The organism is Porphyromonas bennonis DSM 23058 = JCM 16335 (assembly GCF_000375645.1).
GTDB lineage: Bacteria > Bacteroidota > Bacteroidia > Bacteroidales > Porphyromonadaceae > Porphyromonas_A > Porphyromonas_A bennonis.
In genome coordinates this window covers 1-17,721 of the sequence record NZ_AQWR01000007.1, presented here as the reverse complement: position 1 = coordinate 17,721, position 17,721 = coordinate 1, and the positions used below count along the sequence as shown (strand labels likewise).

General features: G+C 56.6%; 17 protein-coding genes and 2 tRNA genes. 8 read left to right on the top strand and 11 right to left on the bottom strand.

Annotated elements, in window-relative coordinates:
• Positions 1-130 precede the first annotated feature (130 nt).
• From B088_RS02320 to B088_RS02300, 5 genes are all read left to right on the top strand, one after another.
• Positions 131-1,336, top strand: a complete 1,206-nt coding sequence (locus B088_RS02320) for a metallophosphoesterase family protein (RefSeq protein WP_018106799.1) — start codon at positions 131-133, stop codon at positions 1,334-1,336.
• A gap of 312 nt (positions 1,337-1,648) precedes the next feature.
• A complete protein-coding gene (locus tag B088_RS02315) occupies positions 1,649-2,770 on the top strand; it encodes a PSP1 domain-containing protein (protein WP_018106798.1) in 1,122 nt (373 codons plus the stop codon).
• 19 nt (positions 2,771-2,789) lie between these two features.
• A complete protein-coding gene (locus tag B088_RS02310) occupies positions 2,790-3,251 on the top strand; it encodes a gliding motility lipoprotein GldH family protein (RefSeq protein WP_018106797.1) in 462 nt (153 codons plus the stop codon).
• Positions 3,252-3,295: 44 nt separating this feature from the next.
• Entirely contained in the window at positions 3,296-4,360 is a 1,065-nt protein-coding gene (locus B088_RS02305) for an asparaginase (protein ID WP_018106796.1), read from the top strand.
• Positions 4,361-4,366: 6 nt separating this feature from the next.
• The gene (locus B088_RS02300; RefSeq protein WP_018106795.1) at positions 4,367-5,212 is read left to right on the top strand and encodes an MBL fold metallo-hydrolase; all 846 of its coding nucleotides are present in this window, start codon (positions 4,367-4,369) and stop codon (positions 5,210-5,212) included.
• Here the strand turns inward: B088_RS02300 and B088_RS02295 are convergent, their stop codons facing one another.
• The 10 genes from B088_RS02295 to B088_RS02250 all read right to left on the bottom strand — a co-directional run bounded on the left by B088_RS02295 (position 5,213) and on the right by B088_RS02250 (position 15,036).
• Entirely contained in the window at positions 5,213-7,135 is a 1,923-nt protein-coding gene (locus B088_RS02295) for an ABC-F family ATP-binding cassette domain-containing protein (protein WP_018106794.1), read from the bottom strand. It abuts the gene before it with no gap.
• Between the two features lie 9 nt (positions 7,136-7,144).
• On the bottom strand, positions 7,145-8,065 hold the full coding sequence (locus tag B088_RS02290) for an O-fucosyltransferase family protein (RefSeq protein ID WP_018106793.1): 921 nt from the start codon (positions 8,063-8,065) through the stop codon (positions 7,145-7,147).
• Positions 8,062-8,652 carry a thymidine kinase gene (locus tag B088_RS02285; RefSeq protein WP_026170438.1) on the bottom strand — a complete coding sequence of 197 codons (591 nt, stop codon included), beginning with the start codon at positions 8,650-8,652 and terminating at the stop codon, positions 8,062-8,064. Before B088_RS02285 ends, B088_RS02290 begins: the two co-directional genes overlap by 4 nt.
• 26 nt (positions 8,653-8,678) lie before the next feature.
• Positions 8,679-10,328 carry a (E)-4-hydroxy-3-methylbut-2-enyl-diphosphate synthase gene (gene ispG, locus B088_RS02280; protein ID WP_038973847.1) on the bottom strand — a complete coding sequence of 550 codons (1,650 nt, stop codon included), beginning with the start codon at positions 10,326-10,328 and terminating at the stop codon, positions 8,679-8,681.
• Between the two features lie 295 nt (positions 10,329-10,623).
• Positions 10,624-10,705: transfer RNA gene (locus B088_RS02275), tRNA-Leu, on the bottom strand.
• Positions 10,706-10,879: 174 nt separating this feature from the next.
• Positions 10,880-11,500: an L-threonylcarbamoyladenylate synthase gene (locus B088_RS02270; protein ID WP_018106790.1), complete on the bottom strand. Its 621-nt coding sequence runs from the start codon at positions 11,498-11,500 to the stop codon at positions 10,880-10,882.
• Between the two features lies 1 nt (position 11,501).
• Positions 11,502-12,218: an SAM-dependent methyltransferase gene (locus B088_RS02265; protein WP_018106789.1), complete on the bottom strand. Its 717-nt coding sequence runs from the start codon at positions 12,216-12,218 to the stop codon at positions 11,502-11,504.
• A gap of 4 nt (positions 12,219-12,222) precedes the next feature.
• The gene (locus tag B088_RS02260) at positions 12,223-12,921 is read right to left on the bottom strand and encodes a M15 family metallopeptidase (RefSeq protein ID WP_018106788.1); all 699 of its coding nucleotides are present in this window, start codon (positions 12,919-12,921) and stop codon (positions 12,223-12,225) included.
• Positions 12,922-12,926: 5 nt separating this feature from the next.
• Positions 12,927-14,744, bottom strand: a complete 1,818-nt coding sequence (gene rho / locus B088_RS02255; protein ID WP_018106787.1) for a transcription termination factor Rho — start codon at positions 14,742-14,744, stop codon at positions 12,927-12,929.
• A gap of 209 nt (positions 14,745-14,953) precedes the next feature.
• Positions 14,954-15,036 (bottom strand) — tRNA-Tyr (locus B088_RS02250).
• Between the two features lie 306 nt (positions 15,037-15,342).
• On the opposite strand from B088_RS02250, the gene B088_RS02245 reads away from it, so the two are divergent.
• The 3 genes from B088_RS02245 to B088_RS02235 are packed head-to-tail and all read left to right on the top strand — an operon-like array spanning position 15,343 to position 17,071.
• A complete protein-coding gene (locus tag B088_RS02245) occupies positions 15,343-16,170 on the top strand; it encodes an outer membrane protein assembly factor BamD (RefSeq protein WP_018106786.1) in 828 nt (275 codons plus the stop codon).
• Between the two features lie 49 nt (positions 16,171-16,219).
• Positions 16,220-16,582, top strand: coding sequence for a DNA-directed RNA polymerase subunit omega (locus B088_RS02240; protein ID WP_018106785.1), 363 nt, complete (start codon positions 16,220-16,222; stop codon positions 16,580-16,582).
• A gap of 9 nt (positions 16,583-16,591) precedes the next feature.
• Entirely contained in the window at positions 16,592-17,071 is a 480-nt protein-coding gene (locus B088_RS02235; RefSeq protein WP_018106784.1) for a DUF4293 domain-containing protein, read from the top strand.
• 217 nt (positions 17,072-17,288) lie between these two features.
• On the opposite strand, the gene B088_RS02230 is transcribed toward B088_RS02235, so the two are convergent.
• A complete protein-coding gene (locus B088_RS02230) occupies positions 17,289-17,711 on the bottom strand; it encodes a transposase (RefSeq protein WP_425413755.1) in 423 nt (140 codons plus the stop codon).
• Between the last annotated feature and the right edge of the window lie 10 nt (positions 17,712-17,721).

The window sequence follows — 17,721 nt, the reverse complement described above, 5'->3', positions numbered from 1 at the left end:
TTTGACACTTAGGCAAATGCAAAACAGGAAGGCGCCCATGCTTTTGTGCCGAAAGTCCGGCTTACCAGCTTGGTCAAGTTGGGACGTGTTACTAAATTTGCGTGTCTGATAAACATAATAATAAGACCCTATGGGTAAGATCATAAGGATCGTCTCAGCTTCGTTATTAGCCGCTTGTACCGGGACAGTGGGTTACAATTGGTCTGACTGGATCGCTCCCCTTATCGAGCCGGAGTACGTCCTGTCGGACAGTGTGCAGCGGGTGCAGCTGGTCGCTCGGGAGGATGGCTTGCGTGGGCGTGTCGTCTCCTGGGTGTCCGGATCGGATCGCAGCGGGGACATCCTCCGCCTCTACGGCGGTGATAGTCTCCTCTTCCGGATCGGAGCCTTGCATCATGAGATAAAAACGCACGGCGGTGTGACGCATGTGCAGAGTGTGACTATTCCCTCCCTTGAGGTGGGGCGGTACCCCTACACGATCACCTCAGGTGATGGGGTGGAGGCCTATCGGGACACGCTCGTCATCCCGTCGGATACCCTTCAGACCTTTGTGCTTATCGGAGATGTACAGGACACTTGGGGCGATGATACGCGACCGCTGATGGACAGCTTGTATAGGGCGCACCCCGATGCGGCGGCATGGATCCAGGTGGGAGACCTGATTGAGCGCCCTCATGATCAGTACTGGAGACGGTACTACGATGCCTTTGCCTCTGTGGCACCGCGCATCCCTCTGATCACCGTGATCGGCGATCATGAGAATGAAGCGGGCCTGATGTACGATGTGGATGATCGCTGGGAGTATGTCCTCGACTACCCTGACAATGGTCCCGAGGAGAGGGTAGGGCACGCCTACTATATCGACTACCCCGATATGCGGGTGGTCTGCTACGACTCCAACTCCCTCTTCTGGTCCTTCGGCTCACAGCGTCCCTGGCTGGAGCGGGTGCTGATGGAGCGGAAGGATCAGCCCTTCCTAGTGGTCTGCGCTCATCACCCGGTCTACTCCGGGACGAAAAACCGATTTAACCTCCTAAATAACAGTCTGCTCGGTCCCCTCTTCCGTCGCTGTGGGGTGGACCTTGTGCTGGCAGGACATGACCATATCTTTGCCCACGATCGGGATCCCGATGGCGACGGACCTCACTACATAGGACTAAGCACGGCGCACAAGACCTACTCCGTACAGGATCCGGAGCGACATGTCGCCTCTGAGAGCGGAGCGCGCTACTATGGCATCATGCTGGTCACCTCCGATGAGCTTCGGGTGAGAGTCTATCGGGAGGGGGCGGTCCTGCTGGACTCGCTCTGTGTGGATAGGAAAAGTTATCCCTAAGCACGACGAAGCATCTGATAGCTCTCTGTAAGTGTTTTACTCGGTAAATCATACTCTGCCAACAGGTTAATTCTATTACCGGTATTAGTGTTATCTATTACCGATATTAGTGTAATCTCTTACCGGTATTAGTTTTGACTATTACCGGTATTAGTTTTGCGAGATCAGGCACCCGCGGTGGCGATAGTCCTGTCCCCTCATTTTGCTACCTTTGTGTAGTCGCAAGACCATCAAAGTCAAGTCGAGTATTATATGACACAAGATAATGGCTCTCCCACCAGGTGCCCGTCAGTTGCGGGCAATAGTGGGAAGTTGGATACATACGATTACTTCTACGACGTGCCGGAGTCTCTGGACGACCATCCGTACGTGGAGGTACAATTCAAGAACACCCGCAAAGAGTTTTTCCTAAATAATCTTCGTCTCCCCCTCGCCAAGGGTGACATGGTGGCTGTCGAGGCCTCTCCCGGTCACGATATCGGGCGGGTCTCGCTCACCGGTCGGCTGGTGGATCTCCAGATGCGTAAGCTCGGGGTCACTCCTCCGGAGCAGCCCAAGACCATCTATCGCTTAGCACGTCCGCTCGACCTGCAGAAGTATGAGGAGAGCAAGGCGAAGGAGCACGAGACGATGATCGGCAGCCGCCAGATCGCAAAGCGGCTCGGGCTGGATATGAAGATCGGGGACGTGGAGTATCAGGGAGATGGGCAGAAGGCGATCTTCTACTACATCGCAGACCATAGGGTGGACTTCCGGCAGCTGATCCGAGAGCTGGCGGAGGCATTCCACATACGTGTGGAGATGAGGCAGATCGGTGCCCGTCAGGAGGCGGGGCGGATCGGTGGTATAGGTCCCTGCGGGCGACAGCTCTGCTGCTCGGGGTGGATGACCAGCTTCCACTCCGTCAGTACTAATGTGGCTCGCCTGCAGGATATTGCCATCAATCCTCAGAAGCTTGCCGGTCAGTGTGCTAAGCTGAAGTGCTGTCTCAACTATGAGCGAGACACCTACGCCGAGGCTCAGAGCTCGCTGCCACCGAGAGATGTGCGGCTGGAGTGTCAGCGTGGGGTCTATGCGTTCCTCAAGGCGGACACCCTCGCCGGTAAGGTCTCCTATATCTCCACCGGGGGCGCTCCGTCGAAGCAGCGTGAGGTGGTGACGATCAGCAAGGAGCGAGCTCTGGAGGTAATCGATCAAAATCGTGCCGGCGTACAGCCCGTCTCCCTCGTCTCTGACACCGAGGAGGAGCAGGTCTCCCCACTCAGCCGGGTGAGTGACATCCTATCGGAGGAGAGTGTCTCCCGCTTCGACAAGTCTCGGGAAGCCTCTCGTCCTAAGCGGTCGCGTAATGGTCGGAATAGGAGGCGCTCTCAGGGTGGCTCGTCCGGTCGGTCCAAGGGGGTGAGACAGCAGCGGCGGGACTCTCGCAAGTGACACTGCGAGGAAGAAGAGAATGAAAAAGCTCGGCAGACTACTCCTGCTTATCCCCTGTCTGATGGCGGTGGGGTGTCGTCAGTCGACTCTTCCCGTCTACTCCTACTACCAGTCTCTGGAGGATATGGGGTGGGGACAGAGTGAGGAGCTATTCTACACCTTCCCCGTCACAGCTGATGAGCGCTACCAGGTGGAGGGTGTCGTGAGGGTGTCGCCTGACTTTACCCTACGCCAGGTGCCGCTCGGGGTCGTCCTGGAGACCCCTGAACACCAGTACCGGGAGTCACAGCTGATGATGCCTGTCAAGCAACGACAGATCAGTACGACCGGATATGTCGTCCGGGAGTACCCCTTCGAGATCCTGTCGGACTTTGCCCCGGAGCAGTCCGGCACCTATACCCTTAGTCTTCGTCCGCTGCTGAGGGACTCTGTCATCCGAGGAGTGATCGAGGTGGGGGTCACTGTGACGCCGAGCCGATAATATCGCTATCTTTGCGCTTGACCTTTTTTACTTCTATAGTCACCATGAGAAAATCAACGAATAATAAGCCCTACGACCCCTCGACCGCTGTCCTCCTTATCTATACCGGCGGGACAATCGGCATGACCGAGGATCCTGCCACCGGTGCGCTCAAGGCGATAGACTTTGCCTACATAGAGGAGCATGTGCCGGAGGTGAATAACTTCTCCTTCCATATCGACACCTACTCCTTCGATCAGGTGATCGACTCCAGCGAGATGGGGCCGACGCACTGGCGGGAGATGGCGCTGACCATCCGGGAGAATTATGACAAGTACAGCGGCTTCGTGATACTCCATGGGACGGACACCATGGCTTACACCGCCTCGATGCTCAGCTTTATGCTGGACGGTCTCTGCAAGCCGGTCCTCCTGACCGGGTCGCAGCTGCCTATCGGTAAGGTGCGGACGGATGGGAAGGAGAATCTGCTCACCTCGATCGAGATCGCAGCGGCAAAGGATCCGATGGGAAATCCCCTCCTGAGGGAGGTGTGCATCTACTTCGACAATCGTCTCCTGAGGGGCAACCGCTGCACGAAGGTGAGCTCGGACCAATTCAAGGCTTTTGACTCCCCCAATTATCCCTGTCTCGCACATGCGGGCATTGACATCCACTATCATCCTGAGGTGCTGATGCGGAATGACTACGGGGAGGGCGACCTGCGACTTCACCTGGACCTCGACCCCAATATACTCGTCCTCTCGCTCTTTCCGGGGCTTCCGGAGAGTATGGTGGCGTCTGCCTTTGAGACTCCGGGGCTCAAGGCCGTGGTCTTTAGGACCTTCGGCAGTGGCAATGCCCCGGCATCGAAGCATTTCCTTGAGATCCTTAGGGAAACCACGTCCCAGGGGATCATCATCGTCAATATCTCGCAGTGTTTTGTGGGAAAGGTGAAGATGGAGCGCTATGCGACAGGGGTCACCCTGCTGAGTGCCGGCGTGCTGAGCGGTCACGATATGACCGTGGAGGCGGCTCTGGCTAAGCTTATGCACCTGCTAGGTAGCGGTAAGTCCTCAGATGAGGTGAAGCGGCTGATGGGGGTCAATCTCAGGGGAGAGATGACTGTCTGATAGTACATGTTTGCATCCTCCCTCTTTCCCGACTCGACTAGAGATCCCGAGGCCTTTTACTTCCGGAGCCTCAGCAGCGGTAGCTGTGGCAATGCCTCTCTCCTCTCCTGTGGCGGCACGACGATTATGATCGATGCCGGTCTCGGGATCCGCACGCTCAAGAAGAGCTTTAAGGAGCTGGCGATCGATCCCAAGCAGCTCGCCGCCATCTTCATTACCCACGACCATGCTGATCATATCCGGGGATTAGAGTCCTTTGCCGTGGACTTCTCCATACCGGTCTATGCCTCCCCACTGGTCTATAAGGCACTTCACCACGCCACCTACCTGCATGGTGGACTGATGAACCACTTGGCTCTCATGGAGCTGGGCGAGCCGCTCACGTTGGGTGCCATGGAGATCACCTCCTTTGAGGTGCCGCACGACGCAACGCAGAATGTCGGGTACCGGATCACCGGGCCAAGTGGCTGCTTCACGCTGATGACCGATGTGGGTGAGGTGACTGCAGAGGTGGAGGCAGCCATCAGGGAGGCAAATTATCTCGTGATCGAGAGTAACTACGATGAGGAGATGCTACGCACCGGTCCCTATCCGATGATGCTTAAGAGAAGGATCCTCGGTGGCAATGGGCATCTCAGCAATCGCGAAGCGGCCTGTACGGTGACGCGAAACTACCGCCCCGACCTGCGCTTCCTCGCTCTCTGTCACCTCAGTGGGCAGAATAACAACCCGACTGTGGCGAGAGAGTCTATGAGTAATGCCCTTCTGGAGATCGGAGTGCAGCCCGATCGCGACCTACATCTGGAGGTGCTGCAGCGTCGGGTGATCTCACCGCTCTACAAGCTGAGCTGATCACTCGCTGTAGGCTGCTAGCTCCTCAGCGCACTTCTCCCACTCCTTCATCGCTTTCTTCAGCTTATAGTCTACCTCCTCGTACTGATTGAGCAGGTCCGGAGTGGCCTGTATCGTCAGCTGATCCTCCAAGGAAGCCTTCTCTGTCTCGAGCCGATCGACCGTCTCCTCTGCCTTGGCGAGGGCTTTCTCTAAGCGCGAGATCTGTCGCTGCTGCTCCCGCTGCTGCTCATAGTCTTCGCGTCCCCCTCCCTTAGTGGTCTTCTTTTCCCCGTCAGTCTCTTTCTCGATCGACTGATTGATCTCCGCATTGCGGTCGTGGAGCTTCCGCAGGTACTCCTCCATACCACCGAGGTGATTGAGGACCTTCCCGTCCTCAAATTCGATCACCTTGTCCACCAGCCCCTCCAGGAAGTCACGGTCGTGGCTCACGATCAGCACCGTGCCGTCGTAATTGGCTATCGCCTCCTTCAGCACTCCCTTGGAAGCCATGTCGAGGTGGTTGGTAGGCTCATCGAGGATGAGGAAGTTGGAGGGGGAGAGAAGGAGCTTGATCATCGCGAGACGCCCCTTCTCTCCACCACTCAGCACCTTCACCTTCTTGTCGGCGGTCTCGCCCCCAAACATGAATGCTCCCAGTATGTCGTTGATCCGTGAGCGGATATCCCCCACGGCCACATCGTCGATGGTGTCGTGGATCGTCTTCTCAGGGTCAAGCATGGAGGATTCGTTTTGGGCAAAGTAGGAGGTGATCACCTGATGGCCGATCTTGACCGATCCCTCGCTCGGGATCTCTCCCAGTACAGCCCTCACGAAGGTGGTCTTGCCCGAGCCGTTTCGCCCGACGAGGGCGATCTTATCGCCCCGCTCGATCGTCAAGTCAATGCCATCGAGGACGTACCTCTTGCCGTCGTAGGTGACCCTCATCTCCTTAGTGACAAGGGGGTAGGCACCGGACGGGATGCTCATGGGGAAGCGGAAGTGGATCGTCTTGCGGTCGATCTCGTCGATCTCTATCGGGTCGATCTTCTCCAGCGCCTTGATCCGGGACTGCACCTGGGTCGACTTCGTCGGCTTGTACCTAAAGCGCTCGATGAAGTCCTCGGTGTCCTTGATCATCTTCTGCTGATTCTCGTAGGCTCTCTTCTGCTGCTCGAAGCGCTCCTCCCGCAGCTCCTCGTAGTGGGAGTAATTGACCTTAAAGTCATACGCCTTCCCCATCGAGATCTCCACGGTGCGGGTGGTGGCGTTGTCAAGAAATCGCCGGTCGTGCGAGACCATGATCACGGCGGCGGGTGAGGTGGTCAGGAAGTCCTCCAGCCAGACGATCGACTCCATATCGAGGTGGTTGGTCGGCTCGTCGAGTAGCAACAGATCGGGCCTCCCGAGCAGGATCTTCGCCAGCTCTATCCTCATACGCCACCCTCCGGAGAACTCCCGCGTCGGCCGATCGAAGTCTTTCTGCTCAAAGCCCAGTCCCTTCAGTGTCTTCTCGATCTCCGCCTCCATCCGCGACGTGTCGTAGATAGAGAGCAGCTCCGTCGCATTGGCGAGCTGCTGGATCAGCTCCATATACTCCTCCGTGTCGTAGTCGGTGCGGGTAGCCACCTCCTCAGTCAGCCGGTCCACCGTCGCCTTAAGCTCCAGCTCCTTGGAGAAAGCCTTACGGGCCTCCTCGCGGACGGTTCGCTCATCATTGAGCATCATGTATTGCGGCAGGTAACCAATCTCTGCCCCCTTGGCTAAGGCGACAGACCCCTCCGTCGGAGCGTTAAGTCCGGCGATGATGTTGAGAAGGGTGGTCTTACCGGCGCCGTTGCGCCCGGCGAGTGCTATCCGCTCCCCGGCATTGACCTGAAGATTGATGTCTGAGAAGAGTACGGTGGCGCCAAAGGAGACGCCGACGTGACTTAGAGTCAGCATGGTGTGAAGTTAGGTGGTGATGATCGTGGGTGACGAGTAGATGCTCAGCGCCTCTGATCGTATGTGTCCCATGGTGGAGGCAACGGCGCTGTAGGCGCTATTCGGCGTGGTGAGGATCTTAGTGGTCTGGGAGAGCGCCAGCAGGTCCCCGTAGATCTCGATCAGCCCGTCTACCGACGTCCCGTCCGACATGGAGGAGGGGGAGATGATCCTGGAGCTGTAGAGGGTTTGAAGCCGCTCCCGCTCGTTGTGCGATGTGGTGGTGACGAAGAAGGAGGTGCCTGGATCAGCGACTACGATCTCGTGCATCCGCTTGATGAAGAGCTCGATCGGGCTGTCCTGCATCGAGACTGCCGAGTCGCGGTCTATGTGGATCCCGACGATATTGTTGTGCCACGAGGAGAGGCGAGAGTTGCGGACGTTGATCACCTCGATATTGGGCAGCAGGGGGCTATACATATCTCGTGCGCGAGTCAGCTCCATACTCGTCTCGATGAATAGCCTGTGGTGTCTCCGGCGGAATATCAGCTCCAGCTGCTCCGGCGAATGCGCCTGTAGCTCCTTGATCTTGTCGTTCGTCAGTACGCTGTCGAAGGAGACCATCATATAGGGCGCCGAAAGCCAGACATTCCCCTTGTCGGGGTAGCGGTTGCTGATCCAGTCGGTCCACTTCGCCTCCCGGATCGTGATCTCCTCCCTCCTCATCTGAGGGTCGAGGGTAAAGAGCCGATTGGACGGAGCCATAAAGTCATCGGTCTCAAACCAGATGATCTCTAATGGTCGGCAGTGCTTCCGCGCCAGGGCAATGGTGGAGGCCACGGCGCGAAGCCGCTCCCCCAGCCCGCCTGTCGGCACAAGCGTAATCTTTCCCGATGGGTCAGGGATGAGCCGATCCGCTCTCTCTTGGTCAGTCTGTGTGGATGTAGTCATAGCTGCTTGAGACGCTTGAGATAACAATTGCGACAGAGGGGCTCGTACTCCGCCTTGGCCCCTACGAGTACCTGCTCTTGGTCCGAGACGAGGCGGTAGGAGTAGAGGGCCGGGGCGCCACAGGAGACACAGATGGCGTGCACCTTGAGGACCCGGTCGGCGACCGCCATCAGTCGCGGCATGCAGCCAAAGGGCTTCCGCTCGTAGTCCATATCCAGTCCCGACACAACCACCCTGATGCCGTTGTCGGCCATCTGCAGGCAGATGTCTACCAAGGAAGTGTCAAAAAACTGCCCCTCATCGATCCCCACCACCTGGGCATCCGAGCTGAGGAGAAGGATCGTCTCCGGGCGCGCCACGGCGGTAGCCTCGAGCGTATTGCGATCGTGGCTGACCACGTCCCCCTGAGAGTAGCGAGTGTCGATCAGGGGCTTGAATACCTGTACCCGCTGGCGTGCGATCACCGCCCTGCGGAGACGACGCATCAGCTCCTCCGTCTTGCCTGAAAACATCGACCCCACGATCACCTCGATGCTTCCCCGGGCGGGAAAGCCATTGTTGGGTCGCTCGTAGAGACCCTCGTGCATCCGCTCGTCCAGCTCCTCCTCGTCCATCACGCTTCCCTTTCCTTCCAGTCGCCACACTCCTTGATGAGGTCGACCAGGTGATCCACCGCCTCGTCCTGCGGGATCCCGCGCCTCACCCGCTCCTTGCCGTGGTAGAGGTCGACCCGTCCGGGTGTCGACCCGACGTAGCCGTAGTCTGCGTCCGCCATCTCCCCGGGGCCATTCACGATACAGCCCATGACGCCTATCTTGAGTCCCTTGAGGTGCGAGGTGGCAGCCTTTACCCTCGCGACCGTCTCCTGTAGGTCAAAGAGCGTCCGCCCACAGCCGGGGCAGGAGATGAATTCGGTCCTTGAGATCCTCCTCCTGCTTGCCTGTAGGAGTCCAAAGGCAAGCCGCACCGCCTCTCGGCTGCTCAGGTCTGTACCTGAGACGAAGAGTCCCTCTCCCTGACCTCGCAGAAGGGCTGAGCCCACTGCATAGCCAAGCCTGACCGCCGCCTCGTCCGCCCGGCCCTCGGCTGAGATACCTATTATATATGGTGTGGTCATCACCTGATCCAGTGCCCTCAGCATAGCGGGAGCATCGGGGTGGGTGATCCGAATGATCAGGTGTCCCCCCTCTGGGAGGTCGGGGATCTCCCCGCGGAGTGCTTCCCTGTCGGTGACCGTCACTAAGCGGGGATCAGAGCCTACCAAGTCGGGACAGCAGTCCCTGTCATAGGTGTCGACCTCCCCTACGACTAAGGGCGTGCTCGAAAGTCTCACGGGGTGGGGGGTGACGGATAAGGAGTCAAGAGAAATTGCCTCCGCCCCGGCGGACTGCTCCACGCACTCGACTAAGATCCTTGCCGGCTTGATCTCCTGCTCCGGAGGCTCGCTCAGTGACACGCGGATGGTGTCGCCCAGCCCCTCGCTCAGCAGCGCACCGATGCCGACGGCGCTCTTGATGCGACCATCCTCGGCATCTCCCGCCTCGGTCACACCGAGGTGGAGCGGGTAGTGCATGTCCCTCCTCTCCATCTCGCTCACCAGCAGGCGCACCGCCTCCGTCATCAGCACGGTATTGGAGGACTTGAGCGAGATCACGACGTCATCAAAGCTCTTCCGCCGGCACACCTCGAGGAACTCCATGCAGCTCTCCACCATCCCCGGCGCCGTGTCCCCGTAGCGAGACATGATGCGGTCGGAGAGCGACCCGTGATTGACCCCGATGCGGATCGCCGTGCCGTGCGATCGGCAGTGGTCGAGGAAGTCGGCAAACTTGCTCTGCAGCTCCTCCAGCTCCTGTGCATACTCGGCATCGGTGTACTCCACCCGCTCGAAGACGCGCGCCGGGTCGTAGAAGTTGCCCGGATTGATCCTCACCTTCTCCACATGCTTGGCAGCCTCGTAGGCGGCTTTGGGGTTGAAGTGCACATCGGCAGCCAGCGGGATCCGGCTGCCGGACTCCCGGAGCTGGTCGTGTATCTGACCTATCGCCCTCGCCTCCCTCACGCCCTGTGTCGTGAAGCGAACCAGCCTCCCTCCCGCCTCGGCGATCCGCTTCGCCTGCGCTACACTCGCCTCGAGGTCGTTGGTATCCACATTGGCCATCGACTGGATCACGATGGGGTGCCCCCCTCCGATGATGAGTTGGTCGCCTACGTGCACCGCCGTGGTGGGTCGTCTATGGTATTTGATTCGTTTCTCTGTCATGGCGTCAGCTTGTTTTACGCAAAGGTACCACATTTACCGCAGGGGCAGGGCATGGTCAGGTCGGCAACCGCATCAAAAGTCTGCCGCAGTCGCTGTTTCCTAATATCGGGTTTAGGGAAAACTATTAGCGGTAATAGGGAAAACTAATACCGCTAACAGTTTCGACTAATACCGGTAATAGAAATGCGCTGTAACACAGGGGCAAAAAAATACGCCCTAAGCAAATAAAGCTTAGAGCGTCAAAAACCAAAACTTACAATCTATGAAAACTAATCATCAATCTTACCTAAACGAGTGCGGCTGAAGGGACTCGAACCCTTACGGATTTCTCCACCAGATCCTAAGTCTGGCGCGGCTACCAATTACGCCACAGCCGCTAATTGTCCGTGGCTCCCCAACGTCTTTTTGCTACTCGCAGGAGGGACGCTTTTCCCAAAGAGTCATCCTCCTTTCTTCTTTTCGCCTGCAAAGATACTATTTTTCTCGTAACGGGCAAGCTTGGAAACTAAATAATTTTATTCTTGCGAAGCATCCGTCTCTGTACTAATGTCTTAGAGCTTCAGCTCCTCTGGTCCCTCACGCACAATGGTGTAGGGCTCCGAGGTGCAGTCGATGATTGCCGACTCCTGCAGACTGCCGATGCCGCCGTCCACCACATGCTCTACCTTGTCGCCCCAGAGCTCGTTGATCAGCTCGGGATTGAAGTCGTAGGCGATGTCCTCCAGCTGCTGCGGCAGCTCCGGGAGGGAGAATCCGGTGAGCGGGGAGCCACTGTAGCGTATCAGGGAGAGGACCAGCTCGTGTCGGGGAATGCGGATGCCCACCTCCTTACGGCCCTTATAGATACGGGGTAGGGCGCTGCTCGTGGGGAGGATGAAGGTGAAGGGTCCTGGGGTATTCTGCTTCATCATCCGGAACATCTCGTTGTCCAGCCTGGCGTACTCGCTTGCCTGCGAGAGGTCCTGACACATGATCGTGAAGTGGCTCTGCTCCGGATCGACGCCCTTAATCTCGGCGAGCTGCCCGAGAGCCGATATGCTGAGGGCATTGCAGCAGATGCTGTAGGCGGTGTCGGTCGGGATGATCAGCAGCTTGTCCGCCTGCAGAGACTGCGAGAGTTGCTTCAGCAGGACGGGCGAGGGGGTGCCATTGGTGTAGTATTTCAGTAACATATCATTGTCCGATTAGGAAGATTGCCGGTCTCTTGTGCCAGCTGGATTCTCTTGTGAGGGCTTGTCGCCACTCGGAGATGGTCATCCGATGGATCTCCTCACTCTCCGTAGTGAGATCTACCGCCATGCAGAGGGAGAGATCCTTCGGCAGAAACTCTACTAGCTCTCTCAGCAGCCGATCATTTCGGTAGGGTGCTTCGATAAATATCTGCGTCTCGTCGAGTCGGCGGACACGAGCAGCGGCTTCGCTCAGAGCCTGACGCCTCTCCCTGTCATCGTAAGGGAGGTAGCCGTGGAATGCGAAACTCTGACCGCTGAAGCCTGATGCCATCAGCGACAGGATGATAGACGACGGACCAACCAGCGGGACGACATCAAAGCCGCCCTTGTGGCAGTCGGCGACGACGATGCTCCCAGGGTCTGCGACGCAGGGACAGCCGGCTTCGCTCATAAAGCCCACGTCCACGCCCTCTCTGAGGAGCGTCATCACCTGCTCCCTCGGATAGCTGTACCCCTTGTGCTTATCCACCTCGAGTAGGAGCAGGTCGCCGAGGTCTTTCTCCGGGCAGAGTGTGCGGATGCAGCGTCTCGCCGTTCGGGCACTCTCCACCACGAAGTGGCTCAGCCTATTGACCAACTCGACATTCTGGCTTGGTGCGTAGCGGGAGACAGGACTGTCGCCCAGCGAGACCGGTATGAGGTATAGCTTCCCCTTCATTTCGTTAGAAGTCTAAGAGTCGGTTTTGCTCCCGCACCTCGCGGATCGAGTTGCGCTCCTGGAAGTGCCACCACTCCTTCCGGATCGGTCTCAGACCCACGCGATCCATCAGATGGAAGAGGTATTGCCTATTCTTCATCGCCTCCCTCGTGATGAGTCCCTGCTTGACCAGAGCCGCCTCATTATTGATATGGGCACGTATGCCGAAGTGGTCGACGGGGCTGCCCATGTCAAGTGGCTGACCGGACTCCCTGTCGTAGAGGCTCATGTCAACGGCGACGCCGTAGTTGTGCCGTCCACCGCCCCGCTCGCTCACCGGTGCGACGTAGACCTTACTCGGCGTGTCCTTGACCAGATTCCACATCCGCTGCTGGACTGATAGGGGTCGAGCTGCATCGTAGATGATGATCGAGTAGCGGTCTCCTCTCTCCTCCCGCAGCATCTGCTGTGCCCTCGCGATCTTGGCCGCAAAGTCGGGGGTCAGATAGGCGGTGGAGAAGTCTCCGTAGACATCTGCCTGCATGAAGTTGTCGCTCCGAGAGTACATGAGGTCTACCATAATGGTGGAGTCCACCTCGGTAACGTCTACCAGTCCGTAGGCGCGCATCTTGACATCAATAGAGGTCTGTGCCAGCCCTTCTGTGACACAGAGTGCTAGTCCCAGAGTGATGAGCGATAGCAGTCGCCGACGGATCAGTCTCATCGCAATCAGCTATTCATCGATGCGAGGAATTCGACGTTGTCCACCGTGCCACGGATCTGCTTCAGGACAAACTCCATCGCCTCCTGAGTATTCATATCGGAGAGCTGGCGGCGGAGGATCCACATGCGGCGGCGCGTATCCTCGCTCTGGAGTAGGTCGTCGCGACGAGTGCCGGAGGCATTGAGATCAATGGCGGGGAAGAGACGCTTGTCGGAGAGCCTACGATCGAGCTGCAGCTCCATATTGCCGGTGCCCTTGAATTCCTCAAAGATCACCTCGTCCATCTTGGATCCCGTATCGATCAGTGCGGTGGCAAGGATCGTCAGCGAGCCGCCGTGCTCGATGTTGCGAGCAGCACCGAAGAAGCGCTTAGGCTTCTGGAGCGCATTGGCATCGACACCACCGGAGAGTACTTTTCCGGAAGCAGGCTGTACTGTATTGTAGGCGCGTGCGAGGCGGGTGATGGAGTCGAGGAGGATCACCACATCGTGTCCGCACTCCACCAAGCGCTTCGCCTTCTGGAGTACCAGCTCGGAGATCTTGACATGCTCCTCAGCCGGCTCGTCGAAGGTGGAGGCAATCACCTCTGCATCCACATTGCGACGCATATCGGTCACCTCCTCCGGTCGCTCATCGATCAGGAGAACGATCATATAGACCTCGGGGTGGTTGTAGGCAATGGCATTGGCCACATCCTTGAGCAGCATCGTCTTACCGGTCTTGGGCTGAGCGACGATCAGACCGCGCTGACCCTTGCCGATCGGGGAGAAGAGGTCAAAGATACGGGTCGCTGTCCGGTCGTAGACGTGGGACGAGCTGGGGACCTCGAGCTTGAACTTCTCTGTCGGGAAGACCGGGAGTAGGTGGTCAAAGGGGACCCTGTCGCGTACCTCCTTGGGCTCACAGCCATTGAGGCGGATAAGCTTCTTCATGGGGAAGAACTTATCCTGGCTCTTAGGGGCTGAGATGACCGCCTCTACCACGTCGCCGGTCTTGAGACCATAGTTCTTGATCTGGCTCTGTGCCACGTAGACATCGTCCGGAGAGGAGAGGTAATTGTAATCTGCGGAGCGGATGAAGCCATAGCCGTCAGGTAGCACCTCCAGCACTCCGGTGGCGGTGAGGGCATCCCCAAAGTCGTAAGAACCGGGGACGGAGGGACGAGGTGCTTTTGGTGTCTCTTGGGGAGTTTTGTCCTCTTGTCTTTTGGGCTCTGCAGGCGATGAGGGACGCTGCGTGGAGGGTGCAGGCTCCTTGCTCGTTTCTGCTTTGGGAGCAGCGGGTGTGTTGTTCTTGCCGGAGGACTGGGCAGGACGAGGACCGGTGGCGAGCATGCCCATCAGGTCATCGAGTACCGTGTCTGTAGCGTTTTTATTCACAAAGACGGTTTTCTTCTCGGTCTGAGTCTCTTCGCTCTTCTTGGCAGAGGACTCCGGTGTAGGCTTGCTCTCCTTCTTAGCCGGTTGAGTCTTCTTTTCAGTGGTGTTCTCCTTCTTGGTGGCAGGCTGTGTCTTCTTGGTGCGACCACGACCCTTCTGGGTAGTCGGCTTGTCCTCTTTCTTTGCCTCCTCGTCCTCCTTGCTCTTCCTGCGGCTGTTGGTGGCACGCTTGTTAGAGGCTCCGGAGGCATTGCTCTTGGTTGCGGAGGAGCGTGAGGTGGACTGACCCTTAGTCTTGGTGGCTACATGGACGGCTTGTGCATCGAGTATGGCATAGATGATCTCCCTATTCTCTGATCCGGGAGAGGTCTTGACCTTGAGGTCGGATGCCACTTTTTCGAGATCTTCTTTGCTTAGCTTGGAGAGCTCAGTGATGGTGTACATGATATGTTGTTTGGATGAATTTACTTTAGACCCATCGGCTTACTCGGATACGATGGTCGGGGATCTCACTTGTAGTCCTGAGGTCTTGTCCCATAGCGACACCCCCGATCGGGGGTTAGAAGCATCGATCCGCCAGTCGCTCAGTGTGGCACGTCATTAGGTAGAAGACGTGAACCTGAGGATGGGGTAAAGGGTAATGATGAATGAAGTGCGCAGAGGCGGATTCGAACCACCGAAGGTGAAAACCAGCTGATTTACAGTCAGCCCCATTTGGCCACTTTGGTATCTGCGCTTGATAGATGGAGGTGGTGACAGCGTACCACAACTAGATCCCTCCCTACTTGGTGCAAAGGTAGATAAAAGGTTCCTATTGCACAATACGACAGTGGCGGTCGTCAGGCAGTAACGATAGGGGGCGCCAAGCTGTCCCTATTATAAGACGTATCTCTAATACCGGTATTAGTTTTGTACGTGTCCGCTCCGCCTCGAGACCTCGCTCTTCAGCCTCGCTGCCGGGGTCCGGACAGGAAGGTTACTCCGGTGCGTATGCATCTCGAAGAAAAGCGGTATATTTGCACGTTATATTACTCAGAGAATAATGATCCGGAAACATTATCCCACCTGTATCTTGCTCAGTGCGCTCCTCCTGCTCTTCGCCTCCTCCTGCGGCGAATATATGCGTGTACAGCAGAGTACGGATGTGACAGAGCGATACTCCTACGCTAAGAAATACTATAATATTGAGAAATACAAGCAGGCTGCGGAGCTCCTCGAGACTGTAGTGCCGTACCTCCGTGGTACCTGCGAGGGGGAGGATGCCCTCTACCTGCTGGCGAGGAGTTACTACGCTGACAAGAATTATAGAGAGGCAGCTGATGTCTTCGAGAAGTACTACACTTCTTATCCTAATGGGGAGTATACGGAGCTTGCACGCTTCTACAGTGGTTACGGACTCGCTCAGCAGATGCCCGACCCCCGACTAGACCAGGAGCCGACTTACAGAGCGATCAAGGAGCTTCAGCTCTTCCTGGACTTCTATCCACAGAGCGAGAAGGCTGAGGAGGCGACGCAGCTCCTCTTTGACCTACAGGAAAATCTTGCTCGTAAGGAGCTCCTGAATGTAGAGCTCTACTATAATCTCGGGAATTATATCTTCAATAACTACGAGTCCGCCATCATCACCGGACGTAATGCGCTCAAGGACTATCCCTATAGCAAGTATAAGGAGGACATCCACTTCTACGTGCTCTCCTCACTGTATGAGATAGCTAAGAATAGTGTCGAGTCGAAGAAGCAGGAGCGGGTGCGCACCCTTAGGGATGAGTACTTCGCTTTCGTCAACGAATTTCCGGAGGGTAAGCATCGCAAGGATGCCGACAGATACTACGACTTCGCCTACCGACTTATAGAGGACAAGGTAGAGTAAGCACACATATATAATATACTAACACGACTACTGGATTCAGAAATCAGATATGGACTACAAGAGCAAAACTGTACCTCAGACTCTCGTGACGCGTGATATCAATGCGTTTGTGGAGCCGACCGGAAATATCTACGACTCGATACTGATCATGGCTAAGCGTGCCAATCAGATTGCTGCGGATATGAAGCAGGAGTTTGATGATAAGGTCAAGGAATTCTCCACCTTTACTACTGAGGAGGGTGAGGATGTCGAGGAGATCAATAACGAGCAGGCAGAGCTCTCCAAGTACTTCGAGAAGCAGCCGAAGCCTCTCCTTATGGCGATTAAGGAATTTGAGGACGGTGAGCTGACCTGGCATCTCCCTCTCGACAAGATGGACGACGAGCCGATGGACGGAGTCGAGGATAAGTAATAGCCTGACATGATACAGCGTAAGCAATCTCTCTGGCTACTTATCTCAGCACTGTTGCTGCTCTTCCCGCTCTTCTTTCCTTACGTAGTCATCACCACTCAGGAGATGATCTTCGAGGGAGATACGACAGGCTTTACTTCGCTGGGCAGTGATGCCGGCTTGGTGACCTTTGAGTGGCCACTGATGATCCTTAATTTTATTGTGATCCTGGTAAGCCTGGTGACTATCTTCCTCTATAAGAAGAGAACACTCCAGATGCGTCTCACCGTATTCAATATCCTGCTGACCATTGGACTGATGGTACTGGCAGGGATCACCACCTACAGTTTCATCTCCACGCTCGGAACTGACTATACCGGCTGGCGTCTGAAGTGGCTCGTTGCTATCCTCCCGCTGATAGCTATTACGCTGGACGTCTTCGCCTACAGGGCTATTGCCATAGATGAGATGACCATCCGGTCTATGTATCGTCTACGAGACAGAAAGTAGTACTTCCCATTCATAACAAGCTTCAGAGGGGTGTGCCGATAGAATAGAGACTTCGGCATACCCCTCGTCTTTCTTCTGCTCCTCAGGTGGTATAGAAGGAGACAAGTATCACTCCAATCTCTTCTTAGACTGGGGTGGGAGCAAAATAGAGGCTAATTCGCATTTTGATGTGCTGGGATGGGAGGGGTGAGAGATTACCATTGTTGATGTGAGGGATTTAGGAGAAATGGAGGGCGATGCGGTAGAGAAAGAAGTCGGTGTTTCTAGCTCCGTAGTTGACGCTGATGAAGCGCTGGAGGTTTTGGTTGAGAGCCTCCGCCTTGGCGTTGCTCTCCCTGCGGTAGAAGTACCTCAGAATGTGGGTGGAATTTGACCGGAGGAAGTTGGCGATGTTGCGTATCTCCTCCACCTCGCTCTCCATCCCTTCTTTGGTGATGAGCATAAGATCTGTCTCCTTTATCTTGTACTTCCGATCGCTGTACCGCGGTCGTATCGGCTCGTACCACTTCCGGATCCTCAGGCAGTATTTGTAGGCTTCTTCGATCTCNGGGAATTGCTTGAAGAGTATCTTCGCGCGCTCCTTTTGGTCGTCGGTCCACTCCGTTTTGCGCTTGAAAAGGAGACCCCTCGAGCGGTGCAGGAGTTGCTTG

Excerpts from the sequence above, each read along its gene's own strand:
- B088_RS02295 (WP_018106794.1), bottom strand. The coding sequence starts at position 7,135 with ATGCTGACTCTAAGTCACGTCGGCGTCTCCTTTGGCGCCACCGTACTC.
- B088_RS02310 (WP_018106797.1), top strand. The coding sequence starts at position 2,790 with ATGAAAAAGCTCGGCAGACTACTCCTGCTTATCCCCTGTCTGATGGCG.
- rho (WP_018106787.1), bottom strand. The coding sequence starts at position 14,744 with ATGTACACCATCACTGAGCTCTCCAAGCTAAGCAAAGAAGATCTCGAA.
- B088_RS02260 (WP_018106788.1), bottom strand. The coding sequence starts at position 12,921 with ATGAGACTGATCCGTCGGCGACTGCTATCGCTCATCACTCTGGGACTA.
- B088_RS02285 (WP_026170438.1), bottom strand. The coding sequence starts at position 8,652 with ATGCACGAGGGTCTCTACGAGCGACCCAACAATGGCTTTCCCGCCCGG.
- B088_RS02240 (WP_018106785.1), top strand. The coding sequence starts at position 16,220 with ATGGACTACAAGAGCAAAACTGTACCTCAGACTCTCGTGACGCGTGAT.
- B088_RS02265 (WP_018106789.1), bottom strand. The coding sequence starts at position 12,218 with ATGAAGGGGAAGCTATACCTCATACCGGTCTCGCTGGGCGACAGTCCT.
- ispG (WP_038973847.1), bottom strand. The coding sequence starts at position 10,328 with ATGACAGAGAAACGAATCAAATACCATAGACGACCCACCACGGCGGTG.
- B088_RS02320 (WP_018106799.1), top strand. The coding sequence starts at position 131 with ATGGGTAAGATCATAAGGATCGTCTCAGCTTCGTTATTAGCCGCTTGT.
- B088_RS02270 (WP_018106790.1), bottom strand. The coding sequence starts at position 11,500 with ATGTTACTGAAATACTACACCAATGGCACCCCCTCGCCCGTCCTGCTG.
- B088_RS02290 (WP_018106793.1), bottom strand. The coding sequence starts at position 8,065 with ATGACTACATCCACACAGACTGACCAAGAGAGAGCGGATCGGCTCATC.
- B088_RS02305 (WP_018106796.1), top strand. The coding sequence starts at position 3,296 with ATGAGAAAATCAACGAATAATAAGCCCTACGACCCCTCGACCGCTGTC.
- B088_RS02245 (WP_018106786.1), top strand. The coding sequence starts at position 15,343 with ATGATCCGGAAACATTATCCCACCTGTATCTTGCTCAGTGCGCTCCTC.
- B088_RS02235 (WP_018106784.1), top strand. The coding sequence starts at position 16,592 with ATGATACAGCGTAAGCAATCTCTCTGGCTACTTATCTCAGCACTGTTG.
- B088_RS02300 (WP_018106795.1), top strand. The coding sequence starts at position 4,367 with ATGTTTGCATCCTCCCTCTTTCCCGACTCGACTAGAGATCCCGAGGCC.